Genomic DNA, 15868 nt, shown 5'->3' with positions numbered 1-15868 from the left:
TGGGCAAGAAGAACAGGAATGGCGTCTGAGCTTAAGCGGAATCTTCGCCGTGTGCGAACCTTAACCGAGTGCGGCGCAAAATTCACGACAGGTGGGGCGGGGAAGCCTACGTCCTTGGAAAATAACGCGCACGAATGCCGCGACGGCCTATTGCCCGTCCAGCGGCTCGGCGCCCTGCGGCTTGCCGGCGCGGTCCAGCCGGATCTTTTCGATGCGGTTTTCGGCGGCGGAGAGCAGCGCTTCGCAATGCTTTTTCAGTGCCTCGCCGCGCTCGTAGATCTCGATGGATTCGTCGAGCGCCACATCGCCGCGCTCCAGCCGCGCCACGATGCTTTCGAGTTCGGCGACCGCCTTTTCGAAGGAGTAGCCGGATACGTCAGGACGGGCAGCCTCGCTCATCGTCAACCTTTCATCATGCGCAGAATATGAAGCCCCGCCGATTCGGCCAGGCCCTCGAGATCATAGCCGCCTTCGAGCAGGCTGACGACCCGGTTGTTGGCGCTGCGGTCGGCCGCTTCCAGAATTCGCCCCGTTGCCCAGTCGAAATCCTCGCCGACCAGGTTGATCTGCGCCAACGGATCGCGGTGGTGCGCGTCGAAACCCGCCGAAATGATGATGAGGTCGGGCCGGAAATCGGCAAGCCGAGGCAGCACGCGCGACTTGATGGCCTCGCGGAAATGATCGCTGCCGCTGTTGGGGGAGAGGGGGGCGTTGACGATGTTGTTGCGCGTTCCGGTCTCGTCCTTGGCGCCTGTGCCGGGATAAAGCGGCATCTGGTGTGTCGAGCAGAAGAGGACAGAGGGATCGTCCCAGAATATGTCCTGCGTGCCGTTTCCGTGATGGACATCCCAGTCGACGATGGCAATGCGCTCGGCGCCGTATTTCCGCTGGGCGTGGCGGGCGGCGATCGCGGCATTGTTGAAGAAGCAAAAGCCCATGGCGGTGGCTTTTTCCGCATGGTGACCGGGCGGGCGGGAGGCAACGAAGACGTTTTCCGCAGCACCTGAAAAGACGTCGTCCACGGCGGCAATCGCGCCGCCGACGCCGGTGAGCGCCGCCTGCAGCGACTTTACGCTTGCATAGGTGTCGGCCTCGAGCTGGTTGATGACGCCTTCTTCCTCGGGGATCGAGCGCATGACGTGCCGCAGGTGCTCCTCCGGGTGCGCGAGCAGCAAGGCATCCTCGCTTGCCTGGGGTGCTTCGCGCCGATCGAGCCCATGGAAATTCGGATGTTCGAGCGCGATGTTCAGCGATCGCAGCCGATCCGGCCGCTCGGGGTGGCCGGCAGGCGTGATATGCTCAAGGAAGATCGGGTGTTCGTAGAGACGCGTTCGCATGCGGGCGGCCTATCGATGCGCAGATTTGAAGGTGCTACCGCGTCTGTCGCGAAAACGATGACGCACGGCAGGCGGTATCTCTCGATCAATCGCACATGGGGCATGACACTACAATGTCAATCGTCCACTCTTAACCACAACCGCAGGCTTTCGGTTTACTTCCCGGAAGGCAGTGCTTAAGCTTTTGTTAAGTTACGGCATTCATGGCCGGAGTAGTGAAATGAGTGATGTTGATAGAGCAGACGTAACGGCTGTCCGGGTTCCGCCTCGTGATATCGACCGGCATGGGCAGATGTTTCTAGCCTCGTACTTCGCCGAAGCGGAGACGGCGCTGGCGAACTTCTGGCGAAGCCGACCATTCGTCGAGGAAGAGCCTGCCTATGTCGCCAGCAAGGCGTCCTGCTCCCTGCATCGGCCCCTGCGTCTCGATGATCTCGCCACCTTCACCGTCAGCATCAACAAGATCGGCGGCAAGTCGGTCGGCTTCATCGTCGAGGTGGAGACCGCCAACGAATTGGCGGCCGAGGTTGAGATCGTCTGGCAGGCCGTCCACGGCGACGAGCATGAGCCGGTGGCACTTCCCGAAGATACCCGCGACTGGCTCTACACCTACCTGGAATGAGGAAATGTTCTAGCCGCGCTGCGGCAGGAGCGGATAGCCTACCATCACCGCGCGGCCGACGAGCGCGGCGATCACCGCCTTGATGACGTCTCCGGGAATGAAGGCAAGCGATCCGACAAAAGCCTGTTCCAAGCTGATGTTGGCCGCAAACGCCAGATAGGCGATGCCGAAGGCGTAGAGAACGACGATACCGCCGATGGCGGCGGAGAGGAAAAAGCTAACCCCTTGGACAAGGCCGGATTGTTCCTGGCCGACCAGGCGTTCGGAGAGAAAGCCCGTCGCAAAGGCGGCGAAAACCCAGCCGATCAGGAAGCCGGCCGTCGGACCTACGAAGACGGCGAGACCGCCGCGTCCACCCGACAGGACCGGCAGGCCGATCGCCACGAGCGCGATGACGATCAAGGCAGCAATTGCCCCGCGACGCGCGCCAAGCACCACGCCTGCCAACATAACGCCGAGCGACTGCGCCGTGATCGGTACCGGAATGATGCCAAGGGTGATCGGTGGCAGAAGGCCCAGCGCCACGATGATTGCCGCAAAGAGCGATGAGAGAACGAGGTCGCGGGTGGTCATGCCATGCTGCTCCTGATGTTCGATTGGTCTACTTGCCGCGGCCGTGGCCGCCCTTGCCGCCAGAGCAATCCGTCGGCGGTGGCTGCGCTGTCCTCCACGACGGTATCGGGCCGATAGCCTTCCTCCCTCGGGTCGCGCTGGCCAGGTGTGACTGCCCGCGAGCCCTCGAATCGTTAAATGCGAATGATTCTCATGTTCAATGACGCCGAATTCCGCGGGCGTCAATTGCCGTTGCGATATCGTCGGCATCGCGAAGGGTCAGGATGACGAGCGGCACCAGCGTCGTCGTCCAGCGCAGTTTCAGACCGCGCGCCTCGTGTGCCTCGCGGATCGCGCGGTGGCGATTTAGAATTTCGGGAACGAAGCGGATGACGAGACCAACGGCAAGGCCGATATCGGCGGCGCGAAGCAGGCCCAGTTTTTCGAGCGGCCGGGCCAGCGCCGTCGTCTCGTCGATGAAGGCCGCGATCGTCGTCGTCGCCGTGACGCTTGCTGCAAACAAAACGAGCGCGGTCAGCCTCAGAACCGCAACGGCCGCGATATGCGGCGGATTGAACACGAGGCTGAAGAGCGCCACGACGACGATGGTCAGGAAGACCGGTCGCAAACGCCGATGGATCTCCCCCAGCGAAAGTCCGGTACGCACAAGGAGGAAGGCCGATGCGGCAGCCGCAAGCGCGAGAAACGGAATGCTGCCGGTGAGGAAAAGTGCCACGCTTAAAACGGCAAGCGCCAAGAGCTTGGCGCGCGTCGGCAGCCGATGCATCCAGCTGTTGCCCTCGACATGAAGCGTGCGCATCAGGCCGCAATCTCCCGGTAGCGAGAGATTGCTTCGGCCGCAGGCGCATCGGCTGCGAGCCGGCCGCGATCGAAGACCAGCACGCGCTCGTAACCCTCGATCAGCTCGAGATCGTGGCTGATGACGATGACGCTCTCCGTGAGGCCGGCGATCGTCCGCTCCACCAGCGCCCGGTTCTTCAAGTCGAGTTGGTTGGTGGGCTCGTCGAGAATGAGGACTTTCGGAGAGGTGACGAGCACCGAGCACAGAGCGGCCAGCTGCAGTTCGCCGCCGGAGAGCTCATGGGCGCGGCGGCTGCCGAGGTCGCGGACATCGAAGCGGTCGAGAATGCCGTCGACTGCAGCGTCGATCGCGGCCTTGCCAAGCCCGCGGTTCTTCAATCCGAAGGCGATGTCGTCGCGCACGATCGGCAGAATGATCTGGTTTTGCGGCGATTGGAAAATGAAACCGACGGTGCCGAGCACGGACTTCTGCTCGGTCGCGGTATCGAGACCGTCGACGACGACGCGGCCCACGGTGGGCTTGGTCAAACCGTTGATCAGCCGCGCGAAGGTTGTCTTGCCGGAACCGTTGAGGCCGATGACAGCGACGCGCCGCTCTTCAAGCGTGAGGCTCAACGGATGCAGCGCGACCCGCGGCCCGAAGCTTACGCCGGCATTCTCGAAGCGGATATTCAATTCAAGCCTCTGTAGGTCAAGCATTCGAACGCTCAGCCGTCCTATAGACGCTAACGCCGGCGAGGGAAATGCGAATGGAGTGGATTTGAAACGCTGGGAATAAAAGCCTATGTTGATGCCATGACCTATCTGCTTTCGAATCGCGACGCCCGCCGTGTCTTCCTCTCAAGGCAGGGGCTTGCAGGCCCTCCAAACCGCGCCCTGACCAAGGCGGGGCTGCTCAAGCTCATTCACGACATCGGTTTCGTCCAGGTCGACAGCATCCAGGTGGTGGAGCGTGCACACCATCAAATCCTGTTTTCCCGCAACCAGACCTATCGCCGCGAACATCTGACCGAGCTTCTCGAGAAGGACGGGACGCTGTTCGAACACTGGACGCATGACGCGGCCATCCTGCCGAGCGCCTTCTTCATTTATTGGAAGCACAAATTCCGCCGCGAAGAGGAGGCCATCCTCGAGCGCTGGCGGAAATGGCACGGCGAGGATTTCCATTCCGGCTTCGAGGAAACCTTTGAGCGCGTCGCGCGCGACGGCGCGATCATGGCCCGCGAAGTGAAGATGGACGGACATGTCTCCGGCGGCTGGTGGAACTGGCATCCGAACAAGACGGCGCTCGAATATTTCTGGCGGACAGGCAAGTTCGCGATCGCGCGCCGCATGAATTTCCAGAAGGTCTACGATCTTGCCGAGCGTGTGCTGCCGGCCGAGTTCCGCGCCGGCGAGGTCGATCACGCAAGTTTCGTCGATTGGGCCTGCCGCAGCGCGCTGGAGCGGCTGGGCTTTGCGACCTCGGGCGAGATCGCCGCCTTCTGGGATCTCGTCAGCCCTCAGGAGGCGAAAGCCTGGGTCGAGGCGCATCGTGGCGAACTGCGCGACGTCTTGGTCGAGCCGGTCGGCGCGGGCAAGCCGCGCGCCTCGGTCGCCTTTGCCGACTTTCCCTCGACGCTTGACGACCATCCCGAGGCGCCGGGGCGTCTGAGAGTCTTGAGCCCGTTCGACCCGACGCTGCGCGACCGCAACCGCACCGAACGGCTCTTCGGCTTTGTCTATCGCATCGAGGTCTTCGTGCCCGAGCCCAAGCGGGAATACGGCTACTATGTCTTCCCGCTGCTAGAAGGGGACCAACTCGTCGGCCGCATCGACATGAAGGCCAATCGCAAGGCCGGAACGCTTGACGTCAGGCGGTTGTGGCTGGAGCCGGGCGTACGCGCCTCGGCCGGACGATTGGAGAAGCTGGAAGCGGAGCTGGATCGCGTCGCGCGCTTCTCAGGCGTCGAACGGGTCGTCTTTCTCGACGGATGGCGCAACTAGTCTTTGTGTTGAATTGGTTGCAATCGTTGTGATATCACAACGCCCGCGCTGCGTTGGGGATCGGAATGAACAGATTTTGGGGCTGGCTCAAGGAGACTTGGGTTACTAAATCTAGGATGATCTGGAACTACCTCGATGAATACTGGATCTATCCATGGACAGAAGAAAAGCCTAATTCTGTCCGGAACGAATTGAAAAAGCTGCAAGCGGCCTCGCTGGATCGACTTTCCACCGCCTGCTTCACATTCGGCGTTTTGGGTGCGATCGGTCCCAGCCTCAGCGTCTTTTTTAACATGGCGCCGGCTTCGGCCCCTCACGATATACCATGGTTGGGGCTATCGTTCTGGACATGGATGGGTGTCTTCCTACATATTGTAGCAGAGTTGACGATCCTGGATATGAAAGACAAGACATGAGTTTCATCGATGCATACACGTGGATCGGCGGCATTCTCTGCCTAGTCGCTCTTGGTGTTCTTGTCCTAAAGCTTCGCTCCGGCCGTCATATTCATGGGGGCAAGGCGCGTTAGTTGATAACGCAAAGGCGCCGGTGCGGCGCCTTTGAATTCCAGTGCGGGTTCCGTGACCTAGCAGAGTTCCGTCTTCGCGATCTTGATGCCAAACCCTTCCAGGCCGACATAGTGGCGCTCGCGCGTCGTCAGGAGCTTGATCGAGCTGACGCCGAGATCCTTTAGGATTTGCGCGCCAAGGCCGATTTCCAGCCATTCGTTCTCGCGGCTCTGCGCCTCTGCGTGGCTTTCGCGGTCCTGGCGGATCTTGCGGCCGTTGTCGTGATGACCGACACCCACCGAGCCTTCGCGCAGATAGATGATGACGCCGCGGCCTTCCTCGGCGATCTTGGCCATGTAGCGCTCGACCGGGCGGCGCTTGCCGAAGAGATCGTCGGCGACGTTTTCCGGGTGCAGACGCACAGGAACATTCGCGCCGTCGCGAATGTCGCCGAAGACGACGGCCAGATGCTGCATCGGATCCCAGGGGAGGGAGTAGGTGTGGGCGCGCGCTTTGCCGAAGGCCGTTTCGATGTCGAAGCTTGAAACCAGTTCGATCAGCGTTTCCTTGCGCTGGCGGTAGGCGATGAGGTCGGCGACGGAGACCGACTTCAGCCCGTGCGCCTCGGCAAAGGCGGTAACCTGCGGTCCGCGCGTGACGGTACCATCGTCATTGACGAGTTCGCAGATCACGCCGATCGGCGGCAGGCCGGCGAGGCGGCAGAGATCGACGGCCGCTTCCGTATGGCCCGAGCGCATCAGGACGCCGCCCTCGCGCGCCACCAGCGGGAAGATGTGGCCGGGGCGGACGAAATCATGCGGACCGACGTTCGGGTTTGCCAGATTGCGCACCGTCAGCGTCCGGTCGTCCGCCGAAATGCCTGTTGTCGTGCCGTGCTTGAAGTCGACGGAGACGGTAAACGCGGTCGTGTGGGCGCTGTCGTTTTCCGCAACCATCGCGTTGAGGTTCAGACGCTTTGCCTCTTCGCGCGGCATCGGCGCGCAAACGATGCCGGAGGTGTGGCGCACGATGAAGGCCATCTTTTCCGGCGTGCAATGAACGGCGGCGACGATAAGGTCGCCCTCGTTCTCGCGGTCGTCATCGTCCATGACAACGACGATCTCGCCGGCTTCGAAAGCGCGGATGGCATCGACGACGCGTATTTGATCATAGGGCATGGAGGCAGTCCTTATTTCAGCCGGCCGGTCTGGCCGCGGTCTCGAAGATAGTGATCGGCAATCGCGCAGGCGACCATCGCCTCGCCGATGGGCACGGCGCGGATGCCGACGCAAGGGTCGTGCCGACCCTTGGTGCGCACATCGACATTGTTGCCGTCGGCGTCGATGGAGCGGCGTTCGGTCAGGATCGATGAGGTCGGCTTGATGGCAAAGCGCGCCACCACCGGTTCCCCGGTCGAAATGCCGCCGAGGATGCCGCCGGCATGGTTGGAAAGGAAGATCGGCTTGCCGTCGTTGCCCATGCGCATCTCGTCGGCATTTTCTTCGCCGCTGATCTCGGCGGCGCCGAAGCCGTTGCCGATTTCCACGCCCTTGACGGCGTTGATCGACATCAGGAAGGAGGCGATGTCCTGGTCCAGCTTGCCGTAGATCGGTGCGCCGATCCCGGCCGGAACACCCTCTGCGACGACCTCGATCACCGCTCCGATCGAGGAGCCCGCCTTGCGAATGCCGTCGAGATATTCCTCCCACACCGGCACGATATCAGCGTCGGGCGAGAAGAAGGGGTTTTCGTTGACCTGGGCCCAGTCCCAATTGGCGCGGTTGATCTTGTGCTTGCCGATCTGGACGAGCGCGCCGCGGACGGTCAAGCCGGGGACAACGAGACGGGCAATGCCGCCGGCCGCCACGCGCGCCGCCGTCTCGCGGGCCGAGGAGCGGCCGCCGCCGCGATAGTCGCGGATTCCATATTTGACGTCATAGGTGAAGTCGGCATGCCCGGGTCGGTAGCGCCGGGCGATTTCGCCATAGTCCTTCGAGCGCTGGTCGGTGTTTTCGATCATCATCGAAATCGGTGTGCCGGTCGTGATCATCGTCACGCCGTCCTCGTCGAGCATGACGCCGGAGAGCACCTTGACCAGGTCGTCCTCGCGTCGTTGCGTGACGAAACGCGACTGGCCGGGTTTGCGCTTGTCGAGCCAGGCCTGGATCTCGTCCAGACGAAAGCGCAGGCCCGGGGGGCAGCCGTCGACGACGCAGCCGAGCGCCGGCCCGTGGCTTTCGCCCCAGGTGGTGACGCGGAAAAGGTGACCGAAGCTGTTATGCGACATGGAACCGACCGGATTACTGCGGCCCGGCCTCTAATTTAGGCGACCGCGCCTTCGTCTCGAAATTCGGCACACTCATAGGCCAAAACCCATGTCCGATGAAAGCGTTTCTTTCATCCGGGGTCGTGGCGGACGGCGGATGCCTGCCATGCAACGCACAAGGAAGCGAGCCGTCAGGCCGAGCATGGGGAAATAGAGTACCACGAGCGAGATCCGCGGCAATCCGCGCACCTGGCAGTAACGGCTTGATCACGCGTAAACAAACGTTCATCAATTGGGCGGGAAAAACCATTGTTGCGGGCAATTTCCGCCATATTCACGGAGTTATCTATGCCCTGGGAGACATTGTTATATAAGCAAAAAAGGGTTTTTCCGATGCGGTTCTTCGTCGCCACTCTTCTGGCTGCTGCAAGCATCCTTGCGCCCGTCGCGGGCTTTGCCGAGAGCGCTGACGTCGAGGCCACCATCAAGAAGGTGGATACGAAAAGCCTGAGCATCACGCTGGACGACGGCAAGACTTATCAGACGCCGGAGGATTTCGATTTCAACGGGCTTGAGGTCGGTGTGAAGGTCCTGGTTTTCTACACGGAAGTGGACGGCAAGCGCGTCATCAACGATCTCGACATCGTCCAGTGATATCAGGTCCTATTCGACCCAGCCGACGACCTTTTGCTTCAGGTCGATTTTCAGGATCCGGTCCTGCCGGATCTCGATCTCCGCCGCCTCTTCCTTCGAGACATCGGCGATAAGCCTGAAGAAGGCGCGTATGACGCCGCCGTGCGTGACACAGACGGTTGGACGGTCGAGCGATTGCAGCCACGAGCCGACGCGCCAGGACAGGATCTCATAGCTTTCGGCAAAGTCACCGGGCGGAATGAAGTCCCATTTCGACCGCTTTCGTTCGTCGATTCGCTCCCTCTGCGTGGCCTTCAGTTCTCTCAGAGTGTGGCCTTCCCAGCTGCCGAAGGAAACCTCGACCAGTCGCTCGTCGGTGCGATATCCGTCGCGGGGCAAGCCCATGGCTGCCCGAACGAGCTCCATGGTCTCGCGCGTGCGGGCAAGCGGACTGGCGACGAAATCGAAGTCTTCAGGATGAGCGCCAAGGATTGCCGCAAGCTGTGCGCCGTTGCCGCGCGCCTGGGCCCGGCCGATATCGTTGATGTCGACGTCCTTCTGCCCCTGCAGCCGGCGCTCGGCATTCCAGTCGGTCTGTCCGTGACGAATCGCAAAGAGAAGCACGGATCACAATTCCTCAGGCATCGTGCCGAGAAGGGCTGAGCGGCCACGGCACGATGCGATAACGAAGATGGCGGCGTCAGTCCTTGAGGACGGAGATATCGGGCGCGTCGACCGCCTTCATACCGACGGTATGATAACCCGAATCGACGTGGTGAATCTCACCGGTAACGGCCGTCGATAGGTCGGAGAGCAGGTAGAGTGCGGAATTGCCGACTTCATCGATGGTAACGGTGCGCTTCAGCGGCGCATTGTACTCGTTCCACTTCAGAATGTAGCGGAAATCGCCGATGCCGGAGGCGGCCAGCGTCTTGATCGGGCCGGCGGAAATGGCGTTGACGCGGATGCCGCGGCTGCCGAGATCGACGGCGAGATAGCGCACGCTCGCTTCGAGGGCTGCCTTGGCGACACCCATGACGTTGTAGTGTGGCATGACCTTCTCCGCACCGTAGTAGGTCAGCGTGATCATCGAGCCGCCGTCGTTCATGATGCGCTCGGCGCGCTGGGCAAGCGCGGTGAAGGAATAGACGGAAATGTCCATGGTGCGCGCGAAGTTATCGCGGCTGGTTTCGAGGTAGCGTCCGGTCAGTTCGTCCTTGTCGGAGAAGGCGATCGCGTGCACCACGAAGTCGATCTTGCCCCACTTGGCCTCGAGCGCGTTGATGACATCGTCGATCGTCGAAGGATCGGTAACGTCGCAATGGCCGGCCATGAAGGCGCCGAGTTCCTGGGCGAGGGGTTCGACACGCTTCTTCAGCGCATCCCCTTGCCACGTCAACGCGATTTCGGCGCCGGCTTCCGAACAGGCTTTGGCAATGCCCCACGCGATGGAACGATTGTTTGCAACGCCGAATATAACGCCGCGCTTGCCTGCCATGAGGCCTGTAGCTTGAGCCATGTGCTGTATCCTTGGACTTTCGAACGATCCTGCCTATGGCATAGGCCGAACAACCGTTCAAGCATGGCACAGATCATCAACTGTTAGGGAACGTAATAAAGGGTGCGCGTGTCACCAAAATTTCACAGAAACAGGCCGTTCTTCATGCTGCGCATGAGATCGGTTACCTTGTCGTCCGGCTTTTCCCAAAGCATCAGCCTCAGTTCGACGATGAGATCGCCCTTGGCGCCGCCAAGATCCGCAAGGCCCGCGCCCTCGATGCGGATGGAATGATCGGATCCCGACCAGGCAGGCACGGTGATCTCGATCTCGCCGTTCGGTCCTTCGACCGACGCCGTGCAGCCAAGCACGGCGTTTTCGATCGTCAGCGGCAAGACGGTATGGACGTCGAGACCCTTCACCCTGAAGCGGCTCTCGGCTTCGACGTGAACCGTGATCGCCACGTCGCCGCGTTGTAAACCTTGCAGTTTAAGGCCCTGGCCCTTGAGCCGAACCACCTGGCCGTCGCTGATGCCGGGTGCTGCCTGGAAGCGCACCTCGCGCCCGTCGGAGAGCGTTACGGAAATCCAGTTGCCCTTGAGAATGTCGTCGATCGCAAGCGTGGCTTCGGCGGCAATATCCGGTGCCTTGTCGAGTGATGGCGCCTGGCCGGTCAAACGGCGCACCAGCGAACTCAGCATCGCAAGGGGAGGGCGCCCGATGATCGCGCCGATGCCGCCGGCGGCAAGAACCGCTTCGGTTTCGCCGACCTCTTCCTGCTGCTCGACTGCTTCGGCATATTGCCGTGGGGTTTCCTGGCGCTTTTCCGCAGTTGCCGTTGCCGTTGCCACCGTCTCTGCCGCGGCGTTCGGCTTGGCGCCGAATATACGCTCGACCATATCCTCGGCTGATTCGCGCGCACCGGCCGCCTGAGGCGCGCCTGCCTGCACTCCCGGCTGGACGGTTCCAGCGCTCGGGCCGGCGGCTGCGCGAGGCTCGGCCGCGCGTTCGGCAGCGGCCGCGGCCGCGGCCTTCTGTGCCGTCGCCCGGGCAAGTTCTTCCATGACTTTTTCGGCGCGGGCGACCTTATCGCGCGCGGCGGCCTCTGCCGCCTGTCGTTGCTGCATGATCGTCTGGTTTCCCGCCCTTGCCGCATTCTTCGCCTCGGCCATTCTGGCCAACTGGTCGAAGCGGCTGCGCTTTTTCGGGTCCTTCAGCGTCTCGTAGGCACGGCCGATTTCTGCGAAGCGCGCGGTTGCCGTCGGGTCGTCCGGATTGTGATCCGGATGGGCGGACTTGGCCTTGCTGCGCCAGGCGGCCTTGATCTGGTCCGCTCCCGCATCACGCGGCACGCCGAGTATCTTATAGGGATCGCGCATGGTCGATGGCTGCCTGTCTCTTGGTGCGCAACGTCTGTCTCCTCAGCCCGTCCGCGAAATGATGGACGCGCCGAACACTGCCACCGGCAGCAAGGGACGCGTAGGACCGCAATCTTGGGAAGCAGTTGCTAACCAGTTCTTACGGTGGCGCGGCAACCGGCGAGGATGGTTATCCAATCGCTAAAATTTGAGGAGGTGAAGGCCGATGGCGTTAACCGTCTGACCACGAGCGCTGGCTGGCGGCGCTGGGAAGCATGCTTAGCCGTTTTGCTGGAAGCTCAGGAGTTGCCAGTTGCTGCCGTTCACCAGGCAGGTCTTGCCGGAGAACGTGGCAATGCCGTCATAGGCATGCCGGGACGTGCGAAACTGCCGGCAGACTGCGCCGGTCTCGGAATTTTCGACGATGGTGTCGATGACCCCGGCGCTGCCGGTGGAGGCGTTGGCCCAGGGAAGCGGCTGGCCGTTGAGCTTGCTGAGGTCCGCCGACGTGACGGCGTTTCTGACGGTCGCCTCGTCCGATACCTCGGTGGGCGGAGCCGCCGCGGCAACCGTTCCTGTCGACAGGCTGTTGTCCACCTTCGAGCCGCCAAAAAGATCCATGGTCATGCAGCCGGTCAGCGAGAAAAGAGCAAGCCCGGCAATAGCCGCAAGCGCGCTCTTTTCACGGAGGCCCTTTGTATGAAAGATCGACTTTGCTATGACATCCACCGTCTATTTCGTTTGGTTGAAAAACTGAACAAATTTCAAATGCGGGGCTTTTGAACCACTATGTCGGAAAACGAGTTAACAAGCGGTGACTTCACCGAAGAGAGCCAACCCTTCGCACTTTTTGCGTCCTGGCTCAAGGACGCAGAGGCGTCGGAACCGAACGATCCGAATGCGGTTGCGCTGGCAACGGTGGACGAAGATGGCTTACCGAACGTCCGCATGGTCCTCCTCAAGGGGTTCGATCAGGCTGGTTTCGTGTTCTATACCAATTTCGAAAGCCAGAAAGGCCGCGAGCTCCTTTCCCACAAGAAAGCCGCCATGTGCTTCCACTGGAAGTCGCTGCGCCGGCAGGTTCGGCTGCGCGGTCCCGTCGAGATTGTCAGCGACGCCGAGGCGGACGAATACTTCAAGTCGCGGCCGCGCGGCAGCCGCATCGGCGCATGGGCCTCGACGCAGTCGCGCCCCCTGGAAAGCCGCTTTGCCTTGGAAAAGGCGGTCGCCGAATATACCGCGCGGTTTGCCATCGGCGACATTCCGCGTCCGGGCCACTGGTCTGGTTTTCGCATCCGGCCGCTTTCGATCGAATTCTGGCATGACCGCAAGTTCCGCCTGCACGACCGCATCGAGTTTCGCCGCGCGACGCCCGACGGTGCCTGGGAAAAGGTGCGGATGTATCCTTGAAGGCGGCGGTCAGGCGCCGCGGCGCATCAGCCGCGTCGCGATGCCGGAGCCGAGCGCTGCGACGTAGCGCGGCTTCTGGTAGTGACCGTTGAGCGACAGCCGCGGCAGCAGCGTCAGGTTGGACTGATCGGCGGGCGCGATCACGCCGGGCCTGGTGGTGACGGCGAGATCGAAACCGAGATCGGCGGCCAGCTCGGCCTCTCGCCGGGCAGCGGCCTCGGGGGTGCCGTAGGGATAGCAGATGCTCGTCGGGCGCTTGCCTGCGACCCCCGCCACATAATCGGCGGACTCCGCCATCTCGGCGACCGCCTTGCCGATATCCAGGCGTGAGAGAGCCTGATGCGTCACGCCGTGTGCGCCGAGCGAAGCCAGCGGATGTGCGGCAAGCGCCTGAAGCTCGGTGCGGTCCATGACGAGCGCCTCCACGATTTCGAGCGGCTCGATCCCATGCCTTCGCGCCAGAGCATCGATATGGGAAACCGCCTGGGTCTCTTCCGTTCCGTGGACGAAGGCGGCGAACAGTTTGAAGGCGCGCTGCTTGCGATCCGCGGTTGATAGGTCGATCTTTTCCTCGCCCCGGCCAAAGTCGAAGCTCAGGCGCCGGACGTGGCCGAAGAGGTCACCGAGCGTTTGCCACCAGAGACTGTGCGTGCGCTCGCAAAAACCTTTCGTCACATAGACGGTGAACGGGACGCCGTGGCGGGCGAAAACCGGCAGCGCGTATTTGAGATTGTCGCGATAGCCGTCATCCAGTGTGAAAGCGGCGAAGCGCTCTCCTGTCTTCGCGGCGATCCGCTCCGGCAGGGTATGGAGCGCGGCGAACACATAACCCTCTTCCTTCAGCCGCAGGATAGCACGCTCGAGAAACTCAGGCGTGATCTCGAGATGCCGGTTCGGCTCGAACGGGCGCGGTGCGTAGGGCCTGACGTGGTGAAGCGTGAAAATCGCGCCGCATCCGCCGGCCCTTCGCATCAGCCCGAAGGACGACAGGAGCGAGGCTGCTTCCAGCCCGCCGGAAATGGCGGTGCGTCTGATGCGATTGCGCAATTCGCTTCTGATCGTCCCCTCCCTGGTAGTCTCCAATCGGCCGCCTCCCTTGTAGCAAAGGGATGCCGGCTCCGTCATCTCGTTCGAGTGCAATGAGAGAAAAATCGTGAAGCGGAGGATAGTGCCAGGCCGTTCAACTCCTGTTAAAAGGGGGTGAAGGTTCCCGCGTTAGTGGTTCCTTTACCAGCAATGGCAAAATTAAGAACCTATCGAGGCGGTGCCTCAAGATTGCGCTAAAAACGGGCTCTGTTGCAAAGACGCACAAGACGTCGCAACGAATTATGCATTTTACTACGGTTGGGGACAGATATGAGAAAAATCCTGGTGGCTCTTTCCGCCGCTGTCGTGCTGCTTGGCTCGTCCGCCGCGACCCTGGCCGGCAGTGCCTATCTGATCCTGGACGCCAAAAGTGGCCGGGTTCTGGCCGCCGATGACGCTGATACGCTCAATCATCCTGCGTCTCTGACCAAGATGATGACGCTCTATATGACGTTCGAAGCCATCCACCGCGGAAAGCTCGGTTGGAATTCGAATATCCCGGTTTCGGCTCATGCAGCCTCGATGAAGCCGACCAAGCTCGGACTGCGCCCCGGTAGCAGCGTCACCGTGCGCGATGCCGTCAACGGCATGATCGTCAAGTCCGCCAACGATGCCGCGGCCGCGATGGCCGAGGCGCTCGGCGGCAGCGAAGAGAATTTTGGCCGCATGATGACGCAACGGGCGCGACAGCTCGGCATGAACCGCACCGTCTTCGTCAACGCCTCCGGCCTGCCCGACGATCGCCAGATCACGACGGCGCGGGACATGTCGACGCTCGGCATCGCGCTGATCAACGACTTTCCCGGCGAATACCGTCTGTTCTCGCAGCGCAACTTTACCTATGCGGGCCGTTCCGTGCGCGGTCATAACAATCTGATGTATCGCTTCCGCGGCATGGACGGCATCAAGACCGGCTATACCAACGCCTCCGGCTTCAACATCGTCAGTGCGGTGAGGGACGGCAACCGCCGCCTCGTCGGCGTCGTCATGGGCGGCCGCACGGCGCGCTCGCGCGACAACCAGATGGCATCTCTTCTCACCCGCTACATCAAGGATGCCTCGTCATCGGGCGACCAGTCGCTGGTCGCCAGCGACGGCGCCCGAGCAAAGGCGAAGACCGTCGAGGTCGCCTCCGTCGGCCAAACGAATATCCCGGTGCCGGCGCCGCGTCACGACGATATCGCGCAGGCGATCGTCTCGGCCTCCGCCACGTCAGCGCCGCTCGACCTTCCGGGTGTCCAGAACGAAATCCAAAACGCCGGCCAGCCGGATGCAGGCCGCTGGCAGCTGCAGATCGCGGCGACCCCGAGCGCGAAGACCGCAAAGGAGATACTCGCCAAGGCACAGTCGCAGATGGGTGCGGCCCTTCTCAACGCATCGCCCTATACCGAGGTCGTCGGCAAGGGACGCTCGAAAGTCTACCGCGCCCGCTTCATCGGCTTCGATAGCCGCGAATCGGCAACGTCCGCCTGCAACGCGCTGAAGAAGCAGGATTTCCAATGCCTGATGCTGCCGGGGCAGGGGTGAGAGTAAAGACGGCTTGTCCCGGTCGGGCCGCCACAGAGCCCGAGCAGTTGGATGTTCCGAGGGTGAGAACGAAACGGCGCCGTCAGTTTTGACGAAACCCTCTCTGCAAGCGTCGTCATCCTCGGCCTTGTGCCACTGCTGTCCGGTTTAATTTGTGTAGACATGGTGCACGGTGTTGATTCTACTCGTGTTCGAGCGTTTGGCGACGATCTCGGACACGAAGGAGGATCAACCCCGTGCGGCACAACAATAGCGTCTTTCA

Annotated in this window: 18 protein-coding genes; 6 read left to right on the top strand and 12 right to left on the bottom strand. The window is 61.9% G+C overall.

All coding sequences use genetic code 11. The annotated features are described in order from the left end of the window. Positions 1 to 147: 147 nt before the first annotated feature. Both AB4048_RS07535 and AB4048_RS07530 read right to left on the bottom strand, forming a co-directional pair. Positions 148 to 399, bottom strand: a complete 252-nt coding sequence (locus AB4048_RS07535; protein ID WP_442201311.1) for an exodeoxyribonuclease VII small subunit — start codon at positions 397 to 399, stop codon at positions 148 to 150. 2 nt (positions 400 to 401) lie between these two features. Further along, positions 402 to 1337: a histone deacetylase family protein gene (locus tag AB4048_RS07530; protein WP_442201310.1), complete on the bottom strand. Its 936-nt coding sequence runs from the start codon at positions 1335 to 1337 to the stop codon at positions 402 to 404. A gap of 220 nt (positions 1338 to 1557) precedes the next feature. Here AB4048_RS07530 and AB4048_RS07525 point away from each other — a divergent pair, with 220 nt between their 5' ends. Beyond that, positions 1558 to 1959, top strand: a complete 402-nt coding sequence (locus tag AB4048_RS07525) for an acyl-CoA thioesterase (protein WP_442201309.1) — start codon at positions 1558 to 1560, stop codon at positions 1957 to 1959. A 9-nt stretch (positions 1960 to 1968) separates the two neighbouring features. On the opposite strand, the gene AB4048_RS07520 is transcribed toward AB4048_RS07525, so the two are convergent. The 3 genes from AB4048_RS07520 to AB4048_RS07510 form a co-directional block, all read right to left on the bottom strand. Then, positions 1969 to 2532, bottom strand: a complete 564-nt coding sequence (locus AB4048_RS07520; RefSeq protein WP_442201308.1) for a biotin transporter BioY — start codon at positions 2530 to 2532, stop codon at positions 1969 to 1971. Between the two features lie 196 nt (positions 2533 to 2728). Beyond that, complete coding sequence (locus AB4048_RS07515) at positions 2729 to 3331, bottom strand: energy-coupling factor transporter transmembrane component T family protein (protein WP_442201307.1); 603 nt, start codon at positions 3329 to 3331, stop codon at positions 2729 to 2731. Then, positions 3331 to 4032, bottom strand: coding sequence for an energy-coupling factor ABC transporter ATP-binding protein (locus AB4048_RS07510; RefSeq protein ID WP_442201306.1), 702 nt, complete (start codon positions 4030 to 4032; stop codon positions 3331 to 3333). The genes AB4048_RS07515 and AB4048_RS07510 overlap by 1 nt, the downstream gene beginning before the upstream one ends. 96 nt (positions 4033 to 4128) lie before the next feature. On the opposite strand from AB4048_RS07510, the gene AB4048_RS07505 reads away from it, so the two are divergent. Continuing rightward, positions 4129 to 5319 (top strand): winged helix-turn-helix domain-containing protein, encoded by a 1191-nt coding sequence (locus tag AB4048_RS07505; protein ID WP_442201305.1) that lies wholly within the window; start codon positions 4129 to 4131, stop codon positions 5317 to 5319. A 65-nt stretch (positions 5320 to 5384) separates the two neighbouring features. After that, a complete protein-coding gene (locus tag AB4048_RS07500; protein ID WP_442201304.1) occupies positions 5385 to 5735 on the top strand; it encodes a hypothetical protein in 351 nt (116 codons plus the stop codon). Positions 5736 to 5905: 170 nt separating this feature from the next. On the opposite strand, the gene ribB is transcribed toward AB4048_RS07500, so the two are convergent. Continuing rightward, positions 5906 to 7006 (bottom strand): 3,4-dihydroxy-2-butanone-4-phosphate synthase, encoded by a 1101-nt coding sequence (gene ribB / locus AB4048_RS07495; protein ID WP_442201303.1) that lies wholly within the window; start codon positions 7004 to 7006, stop codon positions 5906 to 5908. Positions 7007 to 7017: 11 nt separating this feature from the next. Next, positions 7018 to 8115, bottom strand: coding sequence for a chorismate synthase (aroC, locus tag AB4048_RS07490; RefSeq protein WP_442201302.1), 1098 nt, complete (start codon positions 8113 to 8115; stop codon positions 7018 to 7020). Positions 8116 to 8487: 372 nt separating this feature from the next. Between aroC and AB4048_RS07485 the strand changes: the two genes are divergently transcribed. Further along, the gene (locus AB4048_RS07485; RefSeq protein WP_442201301.1) at positions 8488 to 8748 is read left to right on the top strand and encodes a DUF1344 domain-containing protein; all 261 of its coding nucleotides are present in this window, start codon (positions 8488 to 8490) and stop codon (positions 8746 to 8748) included. A gap of 9 nt (positions 8749 to 8757) precedes the next feature. Here AB4048_RS07485 and AB4048_RS07480 read toward each other — a convergent pair whose 3' ends face one another. The 4 genes from AB4048_RS07480 to AB4048_RS07465 all read right to left on the bottom strand — a co-directional run bounded on the left by AB4048_RS07480 (position 8758) and on the right by AB4048_RS07465 (position 12312). After that, positions 8758 to 9351 (bottom strand): histidine phosphatase family protein, encoded by a 594-nt coding sequence (locus AB4048_RS07480; protein WP_442201300.1) that lies wholly within the window; start codon positions 9349 to 9351, stop codon positions 8758 to 8760. Between the two features lie 76 nt (positions 9352 to 9427). Beyond that, the gene (fabI, locus tag AB4048_RS07475; protein WP_442201299.1) at positions 9428 to 10246 is read right to left on the bottom strand and encodes an enoyl-ACP reductase FabI; all 819 of its coding nucleotides are present in this window, start codon (positions 10244 to 10246) and stop codon (positions 9428 to 9430) included. 122 nt (positions 10247 to 10368) lie between these two features. After that, positions 10369 to 11604, bottom strand: coding sequence for a DnaJ C-terminal domain-containing protein (locus AB4048_RS07470; RefSeq protein ID WP_442201298.1), 1236 nt, complete (start codon positions 11602 to 11604; stop codon positions 10369 to 10371). Positions 11605 to 11862: 258 nt separating this feature from the next. After that, positions 11863 to 12312 carry an RT0821/Lpp0805 family surface protein gene (locus AB4048_RS07465; protein ID WP_442201297.1) on the bottom strand — a complete coding sequence of 150 codons (450 nt, stop codon included), beginning with the start codon at positions 12310 to 12312 and terminating at the stop codon, positions 11863 to 11865. Between the two features lie 60 nt (positions 12313 to 12372). Between AB4048_RS07465 and pdxH the strand changes: the two genes are divergently transcribed. Continuing rightward, positions 12373 to 12993, top strand: coding sequence for a pyridoxamine 5'-phosphate oxidase (gene pdxH / locus AB4048_RS07460; protein ID WP_442201296.1), 621 nt, complete (start codon positions 12373 to 12375; stop codon positions 12991 to 12993). Between the two features lie 9 nt (positions 12994 to 13002). On the opposite strand, the gene AB4048_RS07455 is transcribed toward pdxH, so the two are convergent. Continuing rightward, entirely contained in the window at positions 13003 to 14052 is a 1050-nt protein-coding gene (locus tag AB4048_RS07455; protein WP_442201480.1) for a polysaccharide deacetylase family protein, read from the bottom strand. A gap of 297 nt (positions 14053 to 14349) precedes the next feature. On the opposite strand from AB4048_RS07455, the gene AB4048_RS07450 reads away from it, so the two are divergent. Continuing rightward, positions 14350 to 15606, top strand: coding sequence for a serine hydrolase (locus AB4048_RS07450; protein ID WP_442201295.1), 1257 nt, complete (start codon positions 14350 to 14352; stop codon positions 15604 to 15606). Positions 15607 to 15868 lie beyond the last annotated feature (262 nt).

The organism is Rhizobium sp. RAF56 (genome assembly GCF_052113965.1).
Taxonomy (GTDB): Bacteria; Pseudomonadota; Alphaproteobacteria; order Rhizobiales; family Rhizobiaceae; genus Rhizobium.
This window is presented reverse-complemented; position numbering and strand designations above follow the sequence as displayed.

What these genes read in the sequence shown, in the direction of transcription:
- AB4048_RS07535 (WP_442201311.1), bottom strand. Translation starts at nt 399, where the DNA reads ATGAGCGAGGCTGCCCGTCCTGACGTATCCGGCTACTCCTTCGAAAAG.
- AB4048_RS07530 (WP_442201310.1), bottom strand. Translation starts at nt 1,337, where the DNA reads ATGCGAACGCGTCTCTACGAACACCCGATCTTCCTTGAGCATATCACG.
- AB4048_RS07525 (WP_442201309.1), top strand. Translation starts at nt 1,558, where the DNA reads ATGAGTGATGTTGATAGAGCAGACGTAACGGCTGTCCGGGTTCCGCCT.
- AB4048_RS07520 (WP_442201308.1), bottom strand. Translation starts at nt 2,532, where the DNA reads ATGACCACCCGCGACCTCGTTCTCTCATCGCTCTTTGCGGCAATCATC.
- AB4048_RS07515 (WP_442201307.1), bottom strand. Translation starts at nt 3,331, where the DNA reads ATGCGCACGCTTCATGTCGAGGGCAACAGCTGGATGCATCGGCTGCCG.
- AB4048_RS07510 (WP_442201306.1), bottom strand. Translation starts at nt 4,032, where the DNA reads ATGCTTGACCTACAGAGGCTTGAATTGAATATCCGCTTCGAGAATGCC.
- AB4048_RS07505 (WP_442201305.1), top strand. Translation starts at nt 4,129, where the DNA reads ATGACCTATCTGCTTTCGAATCGCGACGCCCGCCGTGTCTTCCTCTCA.
- AB4048_RS07500 (WP_442201304.1), top strand. Translation starts at nt 5,385, where the DNA reads ATGAACAGATTTTGGGGCTGGCTCAAGGAGACTTGGGTTACTAAATCT.
- ribB (WP_442201303.1), bottom strand. Translation starts at nt 7,006, where the DNA reads ATGCCCTATGATCAAATACGCGTCGTCGATGCCATCCGCGCTTTCGAA.
- aroC (WP_442201302.1), bottom strand. Translation starts at nt 8,115, where the DNA reads ATGTCGCATAACAGCTTCGGTCACCTTTTCCGCGTCACCACCTGGGGC.
- AB4048_RS07485 (WP_442201301.1), top strand. Translation starts at nt 8,488, where the DNA reads ATGCGGTTCTTCGTCGCCACTCTTCTGGCTGCTGCAAGCATCCTTGCG.
- fabI (WP_442201299.1), bottom strand. Translation starts at nt 10,246, where the DNA reads ATGGCTCAAGCTACAGGCCTCATGGCAGGCAAGCGCGGCGTTATATTC.
- AB4048_RS07470 (WP_442201298.1), bottom strand. Translation starts at nt 11,604, where the DNA reads ATGCGCGATCCCTATAAGATACTCGGCGTGCCGCGTGATGCGGGAGCG.
- pdxH (WP_442201296.1), top strand. Translation starts at nt 12,373, where the DNA reads ATGTCGGAAAACGAGTTAACAAGCGGTGACTTCACCGAAGAGAGCCAA.
- AB4048_RS07450 (WP_442201295.1), top strand. Translation starts at nt 14,350, where the DNA reads ATGAGAAAAATCCTGGTGGCTCTTTCCGCCGCTGTCGTGCTGCTTGGC.